This is a genomic window from Glutamicibacter sp. NPDC055354 (assembly GCF_053644955.1).
Genome location: NZ_JBSHMB010000003.1, coordinates 151,240 through 167,728, shown reverse-complemented (window position 1 = coordinate 167,728; position 16,489 = coordinate 151,240). Strand labels below are relative to the sequence as shown.

The window sequence follows — 16,489 nt, the reverse complement described above, 5'->3', positions numbered from 1 at the left end:
GGGAAACTAGCTGGTGCGCAGCGTGGCCGCGATCTGATCCATGGTCTGCGCAATCGCCAGCGATTCAGCCAGCGGCATGACCGGGGATTCGGCCAGGCCCTGGGCAATGCACTGGGCCACGTGGGCCGCTTCCCAGCCCAAACCGGCAGTAGGCGAGGTTTCCGTGAACTCGCGGCTGTCGGCGATCTTGCCGTCGGCACTGCGCAGCACCAGCCCGGAACCGCAGCAAATCGGGCGCTGGAGTTCCAAGGTGCCCTGCGTACCGGCAATCCATGCGCCCTGCGGCGAATCGGTTTCGATGCTGCTGAAGACCGTTGCCGTGGAACCGTCTTCATTGGAAAGCACCGCGGTGAAGGTAGCGTCAACCCCGGTTTTGGCCATCCGTCCCGAAGCGTGCAGGAGCTGCTTGGCAGGGGAGACCATGGCGCTAAAGGCAATAGGGTAGACGCCGACATCCAGCAGGGCCCCGCCGCCGAGCGCCGGGTCGTAGATGCGCGAGTCGTAGTCGACCTCGAACTTGGCGCCGAAATCAGCCTGGACGGTGATGATCTGCCCCAGGATGCCGGACTTGACTACCTGTGCAACCACATTGCCGATGGGCAGGAATCGTGACCACATGGCTTCCATGGCGAAAACTCCGGCAGCCTTGGCCGCCTCGATGATCCGGGAAGTTTGCCCGGCGTCCAGGCTCATTGGCTTCTCCACCAGGACATGCTTGCCCGCCGCGATCGCCTCGAGCGCAAGTTCTGCGTGGCCGCTGTGCGGGACGGCGATGTAGACGACATCCACCCCAGGGTCCTCGAGCACCTCGGCATAGGAGCCGAAGGCCCGGGTCCCGGTGTCTCCGTAGGTGCGTGCGAACTGCTCGGATCGGGCCAAGGTGCGCGAGCCGACTGCTGCGAGCCGGCTGGCGGTCAAATCGTTCAGCGATGCGGCAAACTGCGAGGCGATCCACCCCGGCCCGAGGATGCCCCAATTCAGCGCAGGAGCCGAGGAGGGATGGGGCAGCGTGGATTCGGGTAAGGCGAGTGGCACTGAAGGCTCCGATGGCAGGTAAAGTCAGATGGCTACTTCTACCCTATGTGGACATTTGTCCGAGTGGAAGAGCTATCCCAGCAACGTGGCAGCAGGCGCTTGCCCACTACCGGCGCGCGCTCGCCGGCTCCGCGTCGGCCGCCCCAAGACCGGCTCCCAAATCCACCAGCTTGCCATCGACATAGGTGCCCAGCACCTCCATGGTGCAAAGCTCCTCGGGGGCTGCGGCCAGCGGATCTGCAGCGAAGATCGTCAGGTCCGCGGGCATCCCGGCTTCCAAGCGGCCGCCAGTGGACCCGGTGCTGTCGTAGACGTTCACGGTGTAGCCTTCCAGGGCTTCGCGAGCCGACAGGCGATGGCGTGGCTGCACGCTGTCGCTGCCGGGCACTTCGGTGCGCCTGCGGGTCTGCGCGTCTGCCATGATCAGCCGCGGGTCGAAAGGAGCGATGGGCCAGTCGGAGCCCAGCGCCAGCACCATGCCGGCATCCTTGACATCACGCAGGCGGTAGGCGAAGCTGGCGCGATGCTGGCCAAGCCTCCGGGACCAGGCATCCGATCCGTCGGCGCGGACGAAATGTGTGCAATGCGTGGGCTGCATGCTGATGGTGGCCCCGGAAGCCTTAAGCCGGGAGAAATCCTCGTCGTTGAGTTCTTCCAGATGCTCGATCCGGTGGCGCAGCCCATTGTCGGGCAGCGATGCAATGGCGGAAATGACGAAGCCGATGCCCTGGTCGCCGATGGCATGGGTCGTGGTTGTCACGCCGGCCTGCGCAAGGGCGCGCAGATTGGCCACATAGCGGCTTGGATCCCGGTAGAGGGATTCGGTGGATTCGCCTTCGATGTCCGGCTCGTAGAGCCAGGCGGTGCCGTTGTCCACCGTCCCGTCGATCATCAGCTTGGCGCCGCGCACCTGCCAGCGGCGTCCGCGTTCTCCCTGCAGCGCGATGACCTGGTCGAGGGTTTCTGCCGGATCGCTGGCCATGATCCACGGGGCGATGCGCAGCTTGATCGGCAATTCGCCGCGCAGCTCCAGGCGCCGGAAAATCTCCAATGAATCAGGATCGGCCAGATCCAGCATTTCCCCGCCGGTCAGCCCGCTGGCCGCCATGTCCCGCAGCAGCCGGTAGACTGCTTCCACCTTGTCGTCGATGCCCAGCACCGGCAGGACCTTTTCGGCTAGTGCCATGGCCTCGAATTCCCGGAGGAAGCCGGTGGGTCGGCCATCGGAGTCCACTACGACGCTGGAGCCGTCGGCGAAACTCTCACTGCCGTCGATGTCTGCTAGCTGGAGCATGGCCGAAGAGGCCACGGCTGAATGCGCATCGAAGCAGGTGGCGTAGCTGGGCCGCCCCGGGGCGGCTTCGTCGAGGAACTGCCCGCTGGGCTCCGCGGTGCCGAAGATCGCCACGTTCAGGCCATGGCCGAGTACCACATCGCCGGGCGCACAGGCCTGCGCATGCCCTGCGATGAGCCGTTTGGCCTCGTCGAGTGTCCTGGCGTCGCCGAGGAAGACGCCTCGGGCCACTGACTGCCCGAAGACCGGATGAATGTGCGCATCGACGAGCCCCGGGGTAATCGCGGCTTCGCCGTAGTCGATGACCGCGGTTCCGTCTGCGATCCACCCTTGGGCCTGCTCCTTGGTGCCCACATGCGAGATGCGGCCATCGGTGATCCCCAAAGCGCTGGCAGGGTGTTCTTGGGCCAGCGTGTAGATGGTCCTAGCATAAAGCACCGTCTGCGGACCGGTCATCGTTCGACTCCTCAAATTAATGGCATTAATTATTTTTGAGTCTAAACGGAGCTGAGTCAGCTGTCCATGGTTGGATGGAAGCGGATTAACCCACAACGAGGATGGTTCGCATGTCGCAAAGAGTCGCCGGCCGGCCGGCCACGCCGATCCTGACCCAGCAGGGCATTGTCGATGCGGCCTTTGCCCTGCTCGAAGAAATCGGTCCGGAGGAGTTCTCCATGGGGCGCCTGGCGCGCTCCCTGGGCGTGCGCACGCCTGCGCTCTACAACCACGTGGACAACCGCCAGCACCTGGTGAACCTGATGCGCCGCGACATGGTGAGATCCATTGAGCGGAACATGCTGGCCGATTTGCCGTGGACCGAAGCGCTGTTCCATTTCGCGGTGCTCTTTCGCGAAGCGCTGCTCCGCGTTCCCGCGGCAGTGGAACTGATTGTCGCCACGCCCATTTCCGAGGAATCGGAATCCGGTGTCATCTATGAGGAAATGGGGCGTATCCTGCGCCGGGCCGGTGTGGCCGTGCCTCGCATTCTCATGGTCATGGTGGCGATCGAGTCGCTGATTGTCGGGGCTGCCTTGGATATCGTCGCCCCGGGGGCTCATGTTGCCACCGTGCCTGCAGACGACCGGGGAACTGTGCGCAGCAGCCACGGCGAAGTGATGGAATTGGGAGAGGCCTATGCGCGGCAGGCTCGCACCAGCGTCAGCTACCAATCATTTGAGTTCGGGCTCCGGGCGATCATTTCCGCGGTCGAGCGGGAAGTCTCCCAGTCCTAGCGACGTGCTGATTTCTGCAGACGGATGTTTCCCCGAAATTAATAATATAAATTTATTTTGATCCGCCGGCCCTCCTGAAGCGGGAGGCCCCCACCGCTTGCCTTCATCAACAAGCTCCAAGTCATGCAGGTGATCCGCCTTGCCCGTGTGGGTTCCGCGGCCAATATTCGACCCGGTTTACCTGCCGGAAACAGCGCCTTGAGGGTAGGTCCCCCTTGTTATCGGTGAGCCATGTCACTACATTAAGTGAACGATATTCATTATTTGGGGCAGTGAGTACGGACGCCCTGGAACGTCTGACTCGTCATGGAGTGGCGACGGGGCAATTGCACAGAAGGAGCCGCGATGAAGCAGGTACAGCAAGGCGTGCGAAGCGCAGCGGAAGCGCCCGCGCAGATGAACAGGGTGCTCGGACTGCCTAACCTGGTGCTTTTCGGCATGGTGTACATGGTGCCGCTGACCATCTTCAGCACCTACGGCATTGTCACCGAAATTACCGGTGGCCGGCTTCCGGTAGCCTACGCGATCACCTTGGTCGCGATGCTTTTCACGGCACGATCGTACGGCTTGATGTCGCAGGCTTTCCCGGTAGGCGGATCTGCCTACGTTTACACCCAGCGCTCTTTCGGGTCGAATATCGGTTTCATGGCCGGCTGGGCGCTCCTGCTTGATTACCTCTTCCTGCCCATGATCAACTATCTGCTCTTGGGGATCTACCTCAACGAGTTCTTCCCGGTGATTCCGCCCTGGGCCTTCATGTTGGCTGGGATGGTGCTGGTGACAGTCCTTAATGTCATCGGCATTGTCTCTGTGGCCAGAACGAACATCGTGATTATCGGCTTCCAGTTCCTGTTCATCATCCTGTTCGTCGGCTTCTCCATTGCCTACCTCCGCGGGCAGGCCACCGTTGACCTCTTTGCCCCATTGCGCGGTTCCGGGGAGGCGGGCGGATTCGCTCCACTGGCCGCGGGCGCTGCGATCCTCTGCCTCTCCTTCCTCGGCTTCGACTCGATCACGACATTCGCCGAGGAAGCCCGCAATCCCAAGCGCGATCTGCCCCGCGCCATCTTGCTGACGACTTTGATCTGCGGCTTCCTATTCGTGGCCCTGGCCTACGTCTCGCATCTGGTTTACCCGAGCCATGAATTCGCGAACGCGGATTCGGCCTCCATTGATGTGGTCTTCACAGCGGGCGGCCAATTCCTCTCTATCTTCTTCACCGCTGGATTCATCTGCGGCGCAATGGGATCGGCGCTTGTCTCGCAGGCATCGGTGTCGCGAATCCTCTACAGCATGGGACGCGACGGCGTGCTTCCCCGACGGGTTTTCGGGTACCTGCACCCCCGTTTCAAGACCCCGACGTTCGTAATCATCATCGTTTCACTGATTTCGCTGACCGCCCTGTTCGCGAGCCTGGAAATCGTCTCCGCGATGATCAGCTTCGGCGCCCTTGTCGCCTTCTCTGCAGTGAACCTCGCCGTAATCAAGTACTTCTTCTTGGCCCACCGCCAGCGCGGAATGGGGGCTACGATCAACTACTTGGTGCTGCCCTTAATTGGCCTGGCCCTGACAATTTGGCTATGGACAAGCCTCAGCGGTCTCTCGCTGGTGATCGGTTTGGCCTGGATCGGGCTGGGCCTGGTGTATCTCGCCTACGTGACTGGCGGATTCAAGCGCAAAGCACCGATGCTGGATCTTGCCGAATAGTACCGCTGCTGTGAAAAACCCGTTCACCGTTCATTAGCATCCGGGGGATAGCGGTATGCGGCCCCAGGGCATCCTCGGTGAATCAGTGTGCATCCTCGTCACCGCCAAGGGCGGCGTTCGGGCCACGATGGGCAGGCCGGCAGGCGGGCTGCGAGTAGTGCTGGCGATTCATCCGGCGACCGCAACACCGCTACGCTTCTGCCGCGCTTTCGCTGAATTCGCGACTAGATCCAGCGGGATATCCCTGGCATCGAAAAGCGCACGAGCGGTAACTCGGATTGGGCGAGCACATCCCCTCAAGGGTCCTGCTGGAAGCGCGCAGTGCTATCCGGGATCCCATCCTCGCCGCCGGCGCCAGCGATGGGCTGGCTGGCAAGCCTCAACGGCTGAGCCAACCGCCTGGCTACAGGTCGACCGCGTTGGCCAGCACCGGCAGCTGCTTGCGAGCGGCCTGGACCTGGCTGAGATCCAGATCGACTACCAGCAGCTCGGGTTCTGCACCGGCCCGGGCAATAATGCGTCCTAGCGGATCAACCACCACCGAGTGCCCGACGCCCAAAGGCGCGGTACCGGTGATCTTGCGTCCAATGCTTTCAGGATCAGCCTGGTCCACTGCCACCACGAACGTCGTCGCGTCCAAGGCGCGGGCCTGCGCAAGGGTGGTCCACTGCTCGGCCTTGCCCTCGCCCTGGCCCCACGAAGCGCTGACGATGTTGACCGCTGCACCAGCCTTCGCATGGCGGGTGAACAAGCGCGGGAACCGCAAGTCGTAGCAGGTGGCCAAGCCGATCGTCGTTCCCTCATGCTCGAACTGCACCGGAGAAGTTCCGGGCGTCACTGAATCCGACTCGGCATAGCCGAAGGCATCGTAGAGGTGGATCTTGTCATAGTGGGTATCTACGCCTTCACCGGCGACCAGCAAGGTGTTGCGTACCCGGCCGCCTTCCCCAGGGGTGAACATGCCCACGGCAATGGTGATGCCTATATCCCGTGCCTGCTGGCGGATCAGTGTAGCCCAGGGCCCATCCAGGGGTTGCGCGTACTTGGCGAGATCGTGGCCGAAGGAAACCTGCATGGCCTCGGGGAAGACCACCAGCGTGGCGCCGGCTTCCTTTGCCCGGCGCGCATGATCGCGCACTGTTACCAGATTGCGCTGCGGATCAGCGGTGCTCAGAACCTGCGCCAAAGCGATTCTCATGGGATAGTCCTTTCCTGCTGCCAGCTGCTGGCTATGCGCTACCTTCACGACTCTACGCAGTAGCGATCAGCGAAGCTACATCCGGGCCATCTGCACCTCTTCACGGCCCTTGGACACCGACATCACGTCTTTTTGGCGCTCACCGTCTACCTGGGCAGCCAAGGCATCCAGCTGCGACATTGATTCCAGGGACAAGCGGACATCCAGCGCCCCCAGATTATCCTCGAAGTGCGCGCTGAAGCGGGTCCCCGGAATCGGGGAGACGGCCACATTGAATGCGCGTGCTTTTTCATAAACCCACGCCAGTGACACCTGGGCGGTTGAAACACCTTCGCGCTGGGCCACCTCCGCGATGACTTGCCGCAATGGATGGTTGTGCTGCATGCGGGCCGCTTCGAAGCGCGGGAAGTTATGGCGGATGTCGTTGGCTTCAAGCTGCTGCAGGGAATCAACTTCCCCGGTGAAGTACCCGCGACCCAGCGACGCGTAGGTCACCAGGCCCACGCCGAGTTCACTGGCGGCTGGCAAGAGCCATCTTTCGATGTCCCGGCTGAAAATCGAGTACTCCATCTGGATCGCGGAAATTGGATGCACCTTGTGGGCTCGGCGCAGCTCCTCGGAAGTCACTTCGGACAAGCCGATGTGCCGGGCCTTCCCTGCTTCGACTAGCTCCTTGTAGGCTCCGACAGTCTCCTCGATTGGCACCCGGGAATCCACCCGGTGGTAGTAGTACAGGTCAACGTGGTCTACGCCCAGCCGCTGCAGGCTCGCATCCATGCATTTCTTGATGAAGTCCGGGTCGCCATTAGCGCGTGGGTCTCCCGGATTCTTCGGACGCACGATGCCCGCCTTGGTTGCCAGGGTGACTTCGCCGCGACGGGTTTTGAGCACCTGCGAGAGCAGGGTTTCGTTGTGCCCTTCGCCGTAGATGTTTGCTGTATCCAGGAACGTGACGCCGCGATCAAGAACATGGTTCAAGGTGCGCAGGGATTCGGCATCGTCGGCCGATCCGTAGGGCCCGCTCAGGGACATGCAACCAAAACCCTGCGAGGTGGCTTCCAACCCCTGGCCGAGGTCGATGCTGTTTGCGATCTGCTGTGCCATGGTGGTCCTTCGAGTAGTCAGTTTCTATCTTCTTGAGCCTAGCGAAGCAGGATTCAGCGGTCATCATGTTCCGTGATTTATTGAGTTCCGTGAACTGCGACCGAAACGACACACCGTAGCTAAAGTGGCAATGACCAGCATAAAGAGACTGTGTCTCACTTCTGCTCTTGAATCTCAGAGTAAAATTCTTGCCATGGGAAGCGTGGTTCGCGATCGAGTGCGCGAAAAGATGAAAGTCGAGTTGGCGGAACAGGTTTATGCCGTGTTCGCCGAACGCGGCATGGAGAACGTCACCGCCCAGCAGGCAGCCCAGGCAATCGGAATATCCCGTGCCACGTTCTTCCGGTACTTCTCGTCAAAAGAGGAAGCGGTAGTTACTGCGTTGCGTTCCATGACCGCGCACTTCTCCGACATGGCCAGCTCCATGTCTTCGCATCCGGGCGAGAGCTTGCTGGAGCTTTTGCGCCGCAGCTTTGAATCGGCAGTAGTATTCGCTGAGCAGGATCCGGTGGCGATGCAGGGCCGCATTGAGCTGGTCAGGAGCACCCCTGCGCTCCGGGCCAGCTGGCAGGAATCCCGGCGAGAGCAGCAGGTAGCGCTGGCCCAGGCGCTGTCGCCGTTCTGCGCGAACCAGCGGCTGGCTGAAACCGCCGCGTTGCTGGGTCTGGCCCTTTACGACCATGCACTGACCCGTTGGGTTGGGACGGCGGGCAGTACACTTCGCGAGATCCTCGACGAAGCCTTCGACTTCGCCGCCATGATCGATGACAACTGGTCGGAGAAGCGCTAGCAACCGCTACAGGCTACGGCAAGCGAAGCACCTTGATCGCCTCGGCCAAGTACGGTTCCGGGCTGGGGTCAGCAGATTGCGCCCAGCTGATCCATGCTGCAAAAGTCACCGTGCCGAATGCCAGCGCCAGATAGGGCGCCGCCTGCGCGCTGACCCCGCCTTCCGAGAAATGCCGCAGCACCCGCTCGTTGTCCTTGCCCATCCGCATCGACGCCTGGGCCAGGAGCTCGGGCTGGTCCGCGATAAGCCGCAAGCGTCCTCGCGTGACCTCCGGATCCGGCAGCGAATCGAAAGCTGCCACCGCAGCAGCGTGCATGGCACCCACCAGGTCGTGGCCCTCCTGCTTCGCCGAGGCGAAGGCGCCGTCTGAAATGGCCGAAGCTTCCAGCAGGCCGCCCCACACCAAATCAGCCTTGGAAGCGAAATAGCGATAGAGGCTCTTGCGTCCGATTCCCGCTTCTTCCGCAATTTGCGCCATCGAAACTTCGCCATAGCCATGCTTGGCAAAGAGCGCCAGGGCGGTGCGGGCCACGGAGTCGGGATCAATGGACTGCGGGCGCCCAGGCAGGTGCGTGGCAACGGAATCTTGGGTGTCAGGCATATCCCAATTATGGCCCATTGAGTTAAGACACAGTGTGTCATAATATGAAACTACCAATTCATCGGCAACCAGAAGGAACGGTTATGGGCATGGAAAACGCATGGCAGGAAAAGGTCACCGCAGAACGTTTTGCCGGCAAGACAGTGGTGGTCACTGGCGCCGGTTCGGGCATCGGCAAGGCCACCGCGCTGCGCGTGGCCAAGGAAGGCGGCAAGGTGATCGCCGCGGACATCAGCCGCGAACGGCTCGATGAGCTTGTTGCCGAGAACCCGGATCTGGACTTTGCCGTCGTGGCCGGCGACATCACCGACCAAGTGGTAGTGGACCAGGTAGTGGCAGCTGGCGAAGGGCGGATCGATGCGCTGGCCAACGTCGCCGGCATTATGGACAAGTTCGAGCCGATCCACGAGATCGAGGACTCGACCTGGGAACGGGTCATGAATGTGAACGTCAATTCCGTTCTGAAGCTGACCCGTTCGGTGGTCCCGCTGATGCTCGAGGCCGGCCAGGGCAACGTGGTCAATGTGGCTTCGGAAGCTGGCCTGCGCGGCTCGGCCGCCGGCGTCGCATACACCGCCTCGAAGCACGCGGTCATCGGCATGACCAAGAACTCGGCTGTCATGTACGGCAAGAAGGGGCTGCGTTTCAACGCAGTGGCACCGGGTGCAGTGCAGACCAATATCGAGGCTCCAATGGCCTCCGAATTCGCCCAGCAGGTAATCCCTCCGCTGATGGGCATCATCCCGGGCATGGCTACCGCAAGCCAGCTCGCCGCCTCGATCACCTTCCTGCTCAGCGAGGACAGCACCAACATCAACGGCGTGGTCCTGGCTTCGGATACCGGCTGGAGCGCCATCTAGCAAGGCCTGCCTGGAGACGAGTTTCCCTGCCAGCAGGTGGAACGGCCATCGGCCGGGGTGCACTGGAAAGCTCCAGTGCACCCCGGCCGATTAGCTCTCAAGGTCCCCGCAGTTTTCCGTGCGGCAACCGCCTGACTCAGCTGCGCGCTTCTGCGCGTTCCTCATCGGGGTAGCTTTTTTGCGTGGCCGCAGCTGCTTCGGCTTCGGTTGCCGGGCTCATATCGAACTTGAGCAGGGCCTCCGGGGTGGGGCCACCGCCGAACTTCGGTGAAGGCTGGCCGCCGTTGGCTACGCGTTCGGCCTCCATGGCTTCCCATTCCTCATCGCGTCCGAGCATGCGGGCCGAGTCCTCATTGGTGATTTCCCCGGCGAAGGCGCGCTTCATTGCCTCGCGGTCGAACTGCCCTTCCCATTTGGCGACCACGAAGGTGGCCACGCAGTTGCCCAGCAGGTTCACGGCAACGCGCATCGAATCCATGATGCGGTCCGCGCCCAGCAACAGGGCCACGCCGGCCACCGGGAAGATGCCCAGGGCGGCTGCCGTCGCCGATAGGGCCAAGAACGAGGATCCAGGGACGCCGGCCATGCCCTTGGAAGTCAGCAGCAGGATGCCCAGGGCGGCAAGCTGCTGGCCAAAGCTGAGATTGTGGCCGAACGCCTGGGCCAGGAACAGCAGCGAGATGGACAAGTAGATGGCCGCACCGTCGAGGTTGAAGGAATATCCGGTCGGGACCACCAAGCCGGTGGTGGCGCGGGAGCATCCGGCGTTGGTCAGCTTGGTCATGATGCGAGGCATCACCGACTCGGTTGATGCGGTGCCCAGGGCCAGCAGGAATTCCTCGCGGGTGTACTTGATGAATTGCCACAGCGGAACCCGGGCAAATCCCCAGGCGATCAGGAAGAGGATGCCGATGAACAGCAGGGCCGCGGCGTAGCAGGCGAGAATCAATTTCGCATAGGTGCCCAGTGTCTCGATGCCGTATTGGCCGATGATGAAGCCCATGGCGCCGAAGGCACCCAGGGGTGCGACCCGCATGACCCAGCTCATGACCTTGAAGATCAGCTCCAGGACGTTCTCGAACACCGCGAGCAGTGGTGCGCAGCGTTCCTGGCCGACCACCACGATGGCTGCGCCGAAGAAGACCGAGAAGAACAACACCTGCAGCAAATTATTATCCGCGAAGGCGCCGATGACGCTGACCGGGATGATTCCCAGGATGAAGTCGGCGGCCCCCTTGGCCTCTCCGGATTTCTCTTCGATGGCCCCGGCGTCGAGGGATGACGGGTCGATGTTCAACCCGGCGCCTGGCTGGAAGAGGTTGGCAATGATCAGGCCGAAGATCAGGGCGAAGAGTGTGGCGCAGGTGAAGTAGACCAATGCCTTGACGCCAACGCGTCCCACTGCCTTGACATCGCCCACCGCCGCAATGCCGGTGACAATCACCAGGAAGATCAGCGGGGCGATGATCATCTTGATCAGCATGATGAATCCGTCGCCCAGCGGGCGCAACTCGGATCCGACCTTCGGCAGGAAGTGGCCGATCAAGACGCCGGCGACGATTGCGACGCCAAGCTGGAAGAACAGGGAAGTGTAGAAAGGTTTCTTGGGGGTTGGCTCAGCGACCCGGAAGTCGTCTGCGGATTTGATTTTCATGGCTGCTCCTGAGGATGGACTCGCTCCGAGGTATGTGCCCGTGGCTTGGATGGTGTCAACTGTAAGGCACGTCACAATATTCCGCAATGAAAAAAGATAATTTCGTTATGCGGAATGGATTCCTTCTGGATTATGGAATTAATCCGTGTTTGATAGGCATTTATCTAGCTCCGAGTACCGCTGTGCCGATGGCGGCAGCGTTGGGCGTGTCACGCGCCATCGGGGGCTCGTGCTGTGCCGCGCGGGGCCGGCGAGGAATGAACCCGGGGGTACCGCTGTTCTTGATGCAGGGATCCCGGTTATTGCGCGTCGGGCAATCGGGCTGTGTCGCCCGGGCTGGCCGCCGTAAGCTGACCCTACCTGGAAGTCGCGGATGGCTTACTGGGATCATGGACAAAGGTGGAACCCACCGATTACTTCCAGCAGGATTGAGAGCACTCACTTATGAGCATGGAAAGCGCCGCCTGGCATTCGCTATGGAAGCTGTCAGGAGACAAGGGCAAGGCCTACGCTCCAACCACGCCTAAGCGAGTGCTGAAGTTCGCAGCCAGCTACAAGTCCCGGCTGCTGGTCTTCGTCGTCTTCTCCATCTTCGCCGCCGTCCTGGCCGTGATCACCCCGGTGCTCGCCGGACGGGTGGTCGACGAAGTCGTCGCGCAATCCGGGGTGCGGACGATCATCAACTTGGCTCTGGTCATGGCGGGGATCGCGATCCTGGATGCGGTGGTGTCCGTAGTGGTCCGCTGGTTCTCCTCGCGCTTGGGCGAGGGCATCATCTATGACCTGCGCACCGCGGTCTTCGACCATGTGCAGAAAATGCCGGTGGCATTCTTCTCGCGCACCAGGACCGGTGCGCTGGTCAGCCGCTTGAACAACGATGTCATCGGCGCGCAATCCGCCTTCGCCGGAACCCTTTCCGGGCTGGTCTCCAATACCGTGGCGCTGGTGCTCACCGCTGCGGTCATGTTCACCACCTCGTGGCAGGTCACGCTGATCGCTTTGGTGCTGCTGCCGATTTTCCTCTTGCCCGCCCGCCATTTCGGCAGGTCCGTGGCCCTGCTGCGCCGTGAATCCGCGGACCTGAACGCGACCATGGGCAACCAGATGACCGAGCGCTTCTCCGCCCCCGGCGCCACCTTGATCAAGCTTTTCGGCCGTCCCAAGGACGAGTCCGAGCAGTTCGCGCTGCGTGCCGGCAAGGTGCGGGATATCGGCGTCAAGATGGCCATGCGCCAGTTCTACTTCGTCGCCGCGCTGACCCTGGTTGCTGCCCTGGCACTCGCCCTGGTCTACGGTCTGGGCGGCATGTACGCGGTACGTGGCGATCTGGCCGCCGGCGACGTGGTGGTCCTGGGCATGCTGCTCACCCGCCTCTACACGCCGCTGACCGCACTGGCCAACGCGCGCGTGGAAATCACCAGCGCGCTGGTCAGCTTCGACCGCGTCTTCGAGGTGCTGGACTTGGAGCCGCTGATTGCCGATGCCCCGAACGCCCGCCGACTTGAGGCCGGGGCGGTGCCGGTGAGATTCAACCACGTGAGCTTCTCCTACCCGAGCGCCGACAAGGTCTCGCTGGCTTCGCTGGAAGAAGTAGCCATCCTGGACACCCGCGGCGGCGAAGAGGTCCTGCACGATATCGACTTCGAGATCCCCGCGGGCCAAACCTACGCGCTGGTGGGCTCCTCGGGTGCGGGCAAGTCCACCATCGCCTCGCTGCTGGCGCGCCTGTACGACGTGGATTCGGGCAGTGTTGAACTGGCCGGCGAGGATATCCGCCAGCTTGAGCTCGATTCGCTGCGTTCGACGGTGTCCATGGTGACCCAGGACGGGCACCTCTTCCACGAGAGCATCCGCTCCAACCTGACGCTGGCCCGGCCCGAAGCGACCGAAGAGCAGATCTGGGAGGCGCTGGAGCGTGCCCGGCTGAAGCCGGTGATCGCTTCCTTGCCCGATGGCCTGGATACCGTGGTGGGCGAGCGGGGCTACCGGCTTTCCGGTGGCGAACGCCAGCGCATGACCATTGCCCGTCTGCTGCTCGCAGCACCCCAGGTAGTCATCCTGGATGAGGCGACGGCGGCCCTGGACTCGTCGAATGAAGCGGCGGTGCAGGCGGCGCTGGGCGAGGCGCTGGCAGACCGCACGGCGCTGATCATTGCCCACCGCCTGTCGACCATCCGCACGGCGGACCAGATCCTGGTCGTGGAGGGCGGGCGCATCGTCGAGCGCGGAACCCACAGCGAGCTGCTGGCCTTCGGCGGGCGCTATAGCGAGCTGCACGAAACCCAGTTCGCGCAGTAGCACGTCTGGCCCTGAGCGCCAGGCCTTGGCCGGCGCGGCCGGTCCCGGAACCGTCGAAAGCTAAGCGCTGGCGACCAGTTCGCCTGCCTTCTGCGCGGCATGGGTGGCGATGATGGTGCCGAAGACCAGTCCCTGCCCAATGGTGGCTCCGGCACCTGGGTAGACATTGCCGAAGATGTTCGCGGCGGTATTGCCCTGGGCATAGAGTCCCTGGATGACCTCGCCGGATGTGTCCAGTGCGCGGCCATGGGCATCGGTCATCACGCCGCCGCAGGTACCCAGGTCCGAGAGCACGATCTTCACCGCGTAGTAGGTCTTGCCTTCCAGCGCGCGCAGGTTCGGATTCGGGTTCTGGGTCGGATCGCCGTAGTAGCGGTCGTAGGCGGACTCGCCGCGGCGGAACTGGTCGTCGATGCCGGTTCCGGCGCCCTCGTTGAACGCCTCCAGGGTCTGTTCCAGAACCCGCGGGGGGACAGAGATCTTGCCCGCGAGGGCGCTGATTGACGACGACTTGTGGGCCACCCCGGCCTTGTACCAGGACTCGGGAAGGGCCATGCGCGGGTAGCACTGTCCGGCGAAGATGTAGCTGTCGCGGTAGGCCTGGTCGAAGATGAGCCACATCGATCCAACCGGGTCGCCGTCCGCCTCGCGGCGCAGGATCTCCTGGCCGAAGCTCATGTAGTCGGTGGACTCGTTGATGAAGCGGCGTCCGGACTGGTCCACCATGAACGATCCGGGCAGCGAACGCTCGGCGAGCAGGATCTTGGGCGAGGATCCGGGCTTGAGCGGGGCAACGGCTGGGAACCACCAGGACTGCTGCATGCTCGCCAGCTGGGCGTTGTGCTGCTGCGCCAACGCAATGGCGTCGCCGTGGTTGCCCTTGGCGCCCAGGCTCAGGTCCTCGACCAGCGACGGGCTCTGGTGCTGCTGGCGCATCGCCATATTATGGTCGTAGCCGCCGGCAGCCAGCACCACGCCGTACTTGGCGCGCACGCTCACCCGTTCCCCGCCCTGTTCCAGGACCGCTCCGGTGACCGCCGAATCGCTGAATTCGAGATCGACCAGCTTCGCTTCGGTCCAGATGGGAATGCCTGCATCCAGCGCCCCGGCGTACATGCCGCCGGCGATGGCCTGGCCTCCGGCGCTGTAGTTACGGCCGATCAACAGCCCTCCGGCACCCTGGATGAGGCGCTTGACGATGCGCGGGAAGGCCTTGTGCGGGGCCTTGGCAATGAGGTTCATCCACTTGTAGTCCGCACCGGTCACTGGCATCGGCATGGGGGCGGACATGGTGGCTGGCTGGAAGCGGATCAGCTGGTCGCCAAGCTTGTTCAAGTCGAAGGGGCGCGACTCGACCGATCGGCCCGCAGCGCTGCCGCCTGGCAATTCGGGATGGTAGTCGGAGTAGCCCTTGGACCAGAAGAAGCTCAGCCGGGTCATGCGCTCGAGCATCTTGACGGTCTCGTCGCCGGATTCTAGGAAGGCCTTCCAGCGCTCGGCCGGGCCGGATCCTTCCACGACGGATGCGATGTACTTTTCGCCGCGCTCCAGGGAATCGACGGCGCCGTCCCGCTTGAGTACCGTATTGGCAGGAATCCAGAAGGCTCCGCCCGAGCGGGCGGTAGAGCCGCCCACGTACTGGGTTTTCTCGGCCACGGCAACGTTGAGGCCGAGTTCCTTGGCAGCCAGCGCGGTGGCCAGCCCGGTGCCGGATCCGATGACCAGCAGGTCGACTTCATGCTGATCGATGGTGACGGGTGCAAGAACGGTTTTCGATGCCATGTCGGACTCCTCTGCGCGGTGCCGGGCTTCAGCCCTTTCGTCAGCCCACGCTAGCCGAGCCGCTGGTGGTGCGGGGGCCCAGTCCCGCTGGGAGGGACACCTTGCATCCACGGTGCGCCGGCCTGTCCGACCGGGCAGGAAGATCCGGCGCGGCTAGTCCGCCGCTGCCACCAGCTGGCGTCCCAGTTCGCGGGCCGCCTCCAGCAATACCGGCACCGCGCTGTCGATGAAGGCCTCGTCAACGCGGGTCACCGGCCCGGAAACCGAGATGGCCATCGGCGTTGGCGCGCCCGGTACTGGCACGGCGATGCAGCGAACCCCTAGTTCCTGCTCTTCCTCGTCGATGGCGTAGCCGCGTTCGCGGGTGGCCTCGACATCGGTGAACAGCTTGCCCAGGGTGGTGATGGTGTTCGCGGTCTTCGGGGGCATGCCCGCCTGCGAGACCAAACGCTGCACGCGCTCGTCATCCAGCACCGAAAGCACGGCCTTGCCGACCCCGGAATTGTGCAGCATGGCGCGGCGTCCGACTTCGGTGATCATGCGCATCGAGTGGGCTGACTGCACCTGGGCGATGTAGGTGACCATGTCGCCGTCGAGCACCGCGATATTCGCCGATTCGCCCAGCTTCGCGACCAGGTCCTTCAGCGCAGGGGAGGCCAAGGCGCCCAGCTGGCGGTTGGCTACCTCGCCCAGCCGGATCAGCCGCGGACCCAGTGAATAGCGGCGGTTGGGCAGCTGGCGCACGTAACCCACGCCGACCAGGGTGCGCAGCAGGCGGTGGATGGTGGGCAATGGCAGGGGAGTATCGGCGGCAAGCTCGCTGAGCGCCGCTTCGCCGCCGGCACGGGCGATGACTTCCAGGAGCTCGAAAGCACGTTCGACGGACTGGACGCCGCCGGTGGTGGACTTGCTGGAAGTCTGCGTCATCTTTGCT

At 63.1% G+C, this 16,489-nt stretch carries 13 protein-coding genes; 5 read left to right on the top strand and 8 right to left on the bottom strand.

The window, feature by feature from the left end:
• Window positions 1-6 precede the first annotated feature (6 nt).
• Window positions 7-1,035, bottom strand: a complete 1,029-nt coding sequence (locus ACWICV_RS14035; RefSeq protein ID WP_402471913.1) for a Gfo/Idh/MocA family protein — start codon at window positions 1,033-1,035, stop codon at window positions 7-9.
• 106 nt (window positions 1,036-1,141) lie between these two features.
• Window positions 1,142-2,785, bottom strand: coding sequence for an amidohydrolase (locus ACWICV_RS14030; protein ID WP_454091197.1), 1,644 nt, complete (start codon window positions 2,783-2,785; stop codon window positions 1,142-1,144).
• Window positions 2,786-2,895: 110 nt separating this feature from the next.
• Here ACWICV_RS14030 and ACWICV_RS14025 point away from each other — a divergent pair, with 110 nt between their 5' ends.
• Window positions 2,896-3,561, top strand: coding sequence for a TetR family transcriptional regulator (locus ACWICV_RS14025; protein WP_365945703.1), 666 nt, complete (start codon window positions 2,896-2,898; stop codon window positions 3,559-3,561).
• A 345-nt stretch (window positions 3,562-3,906) separates the two neighbouring features.
• Window positions 3,907-5,268: an APC family permease gene (locus ACWICV_RS14020; protein WP_365945704.1), complete on the top strand. Its 1,362-nt coding sequence runs from the start codon at window positions 3,907-3,909 to the stop codon at window positions 5,266-5,268.
• Window positions 5,269-5,671: 403 nt separating this feature from the next.
• On the opposite strand, the gene ACWICV_RS14015 is transcribed toward ACWICV_RS14020, so the two are convergent.
• Window positions 5,672-6,466: a carbon-nitrogen hydrolase family protein gene (locus ACWICV_RS14015; protein WP_454091198.1), complete on the bottom strand. Its 795-nt coding sequence runs from the start codon at window positions 6,464-6,466 to the stop codon at window positions 5,672-5,674.
• Window positions 6,467-6,541: 75 nt separating this feature from the next.
• On the bottom strand, window positions 6,542-7,570 hold the full coding sequence (locus ACWICV_RS14010) for an aldo/keto reductase (protein WP_105656516.1): 1,029 nt from the start codon (window positions 7,568-7,570) through the stop codon (window positions 6,542-6,544).
• Between the two features lie 193 nt (window positions 7,571-7,763).
• Between ACWICV_RS14010 and ACWICV_RS14005 the strand changes: the two genes are divergently transcribed.
• On the top strand, window positions 7,764-8,360 hold the full coding sequence (locus ACWICV_RS14005; protein ID WP_454091199.1) for a TetR family transcriptional regulator: 597 nt from the start codon (window positions 7,764-7,766) through the stop codon (window positions 8,358-8,360).
• A gap of 13 nt (window positions 8,361-8,373) precedes the next feature.
• Here the strand turns inward: ACWICV_RS14005 and ACWICV_RS14000 are convergent, their stop codons facing one another.
• Complete coding sequence (locus ACWICV_RS14000) at window positions 8,374-8,961, bottom strand: TetR family transcriptional regulator (RefSeq protein ID WP_402471901.1); 588 nt, start codon at window positions 8,959-8,961, stop codon at window positions 8,374-8,376.
• 89 nt (window positions 8,962-9,050) lie between these two features.
• Here ACWICV_RS14000 and ACWICV_RS13995 point away from each other — a divergent pair, with 89 nt between their 5' ends.
• Window positions 9,051-9,821, top strand: a complete 771-nt coding sequence (locus ACWICV_RS13995; RefSeq protein ID WP_402471899.1) for an SDR family NAD(P)-dependent oxidoreductase — start codon at window positions 9,051-9,053, stop codon at window positions 9,819-9,821.
• Between the two features lie 136 nt (window positions 9,822-9,957).
• Here the strand turns inward: ACWICV_RS13995 and ACWICV_RS13990 are convergent, their stop codons facing one another.
• Window positions 9,958-11,475 (bottom strand): cation:dicarboxylate symporter family transporter, encoded by a 1,518-nt coding sequence (locus ACWICV_RS13990; RefSeq protein WP_454091201.1) that lies wholly within the window; start codon window positions 11,473-11,475, stop codon window positions 9,958-9,960.
• Window positions 11,476-11,919: 444 nt separating this feature from the next.
• Here ACWICV_RS13990 and ACWICV_RS13985 point away from each other — a divergent pair, with 444 nt between their 5' ends.
• A complete protein-coding gene (locus ACWICV_RS13985; protein ID WP_454091202.1) occupies window positions 11,920-13,773 on the top strand; it encodes an ABC transporter ATP-binding protein in 1,854 nt (617 codons plus the stop codon).
• A 60-nt stretch (window positions 13,774-13,833) separates the two neighbouring features.
• On the opposite strand, the gene ACWICV_RS13980 is transcribed toward ACWICV_RS13985, so the two are convergent.
• A complete protein-coding gene (locus tag ACWICV_RS13980) occupies window positions 13,834-15,555 on the bottom strand; it encodes a 3-ketosteroid-delta-1-dehydrogenase (RefSeq protein ID WP_454091203.1) in 1,722 nt (573 codons plus the stop codon).
• 153 nt (window positions 15,556-15,708) lie between these two features.
• Window positions 15,709-16,482 carry an IclR family transcriptional regulator gene (locus ACWICV_RS13975; protein ID WP_400289794.1) on the bottom strand — a complete coding sequence of 258 codons (774 nt, stop codon included), beginning with the start codon at window positions 16,480-16,482 and terminating at the stop codon, window positions 15,709-15,711.
• Window positions 16,483-16,489 lie beyond the last annotated feature (7 nt).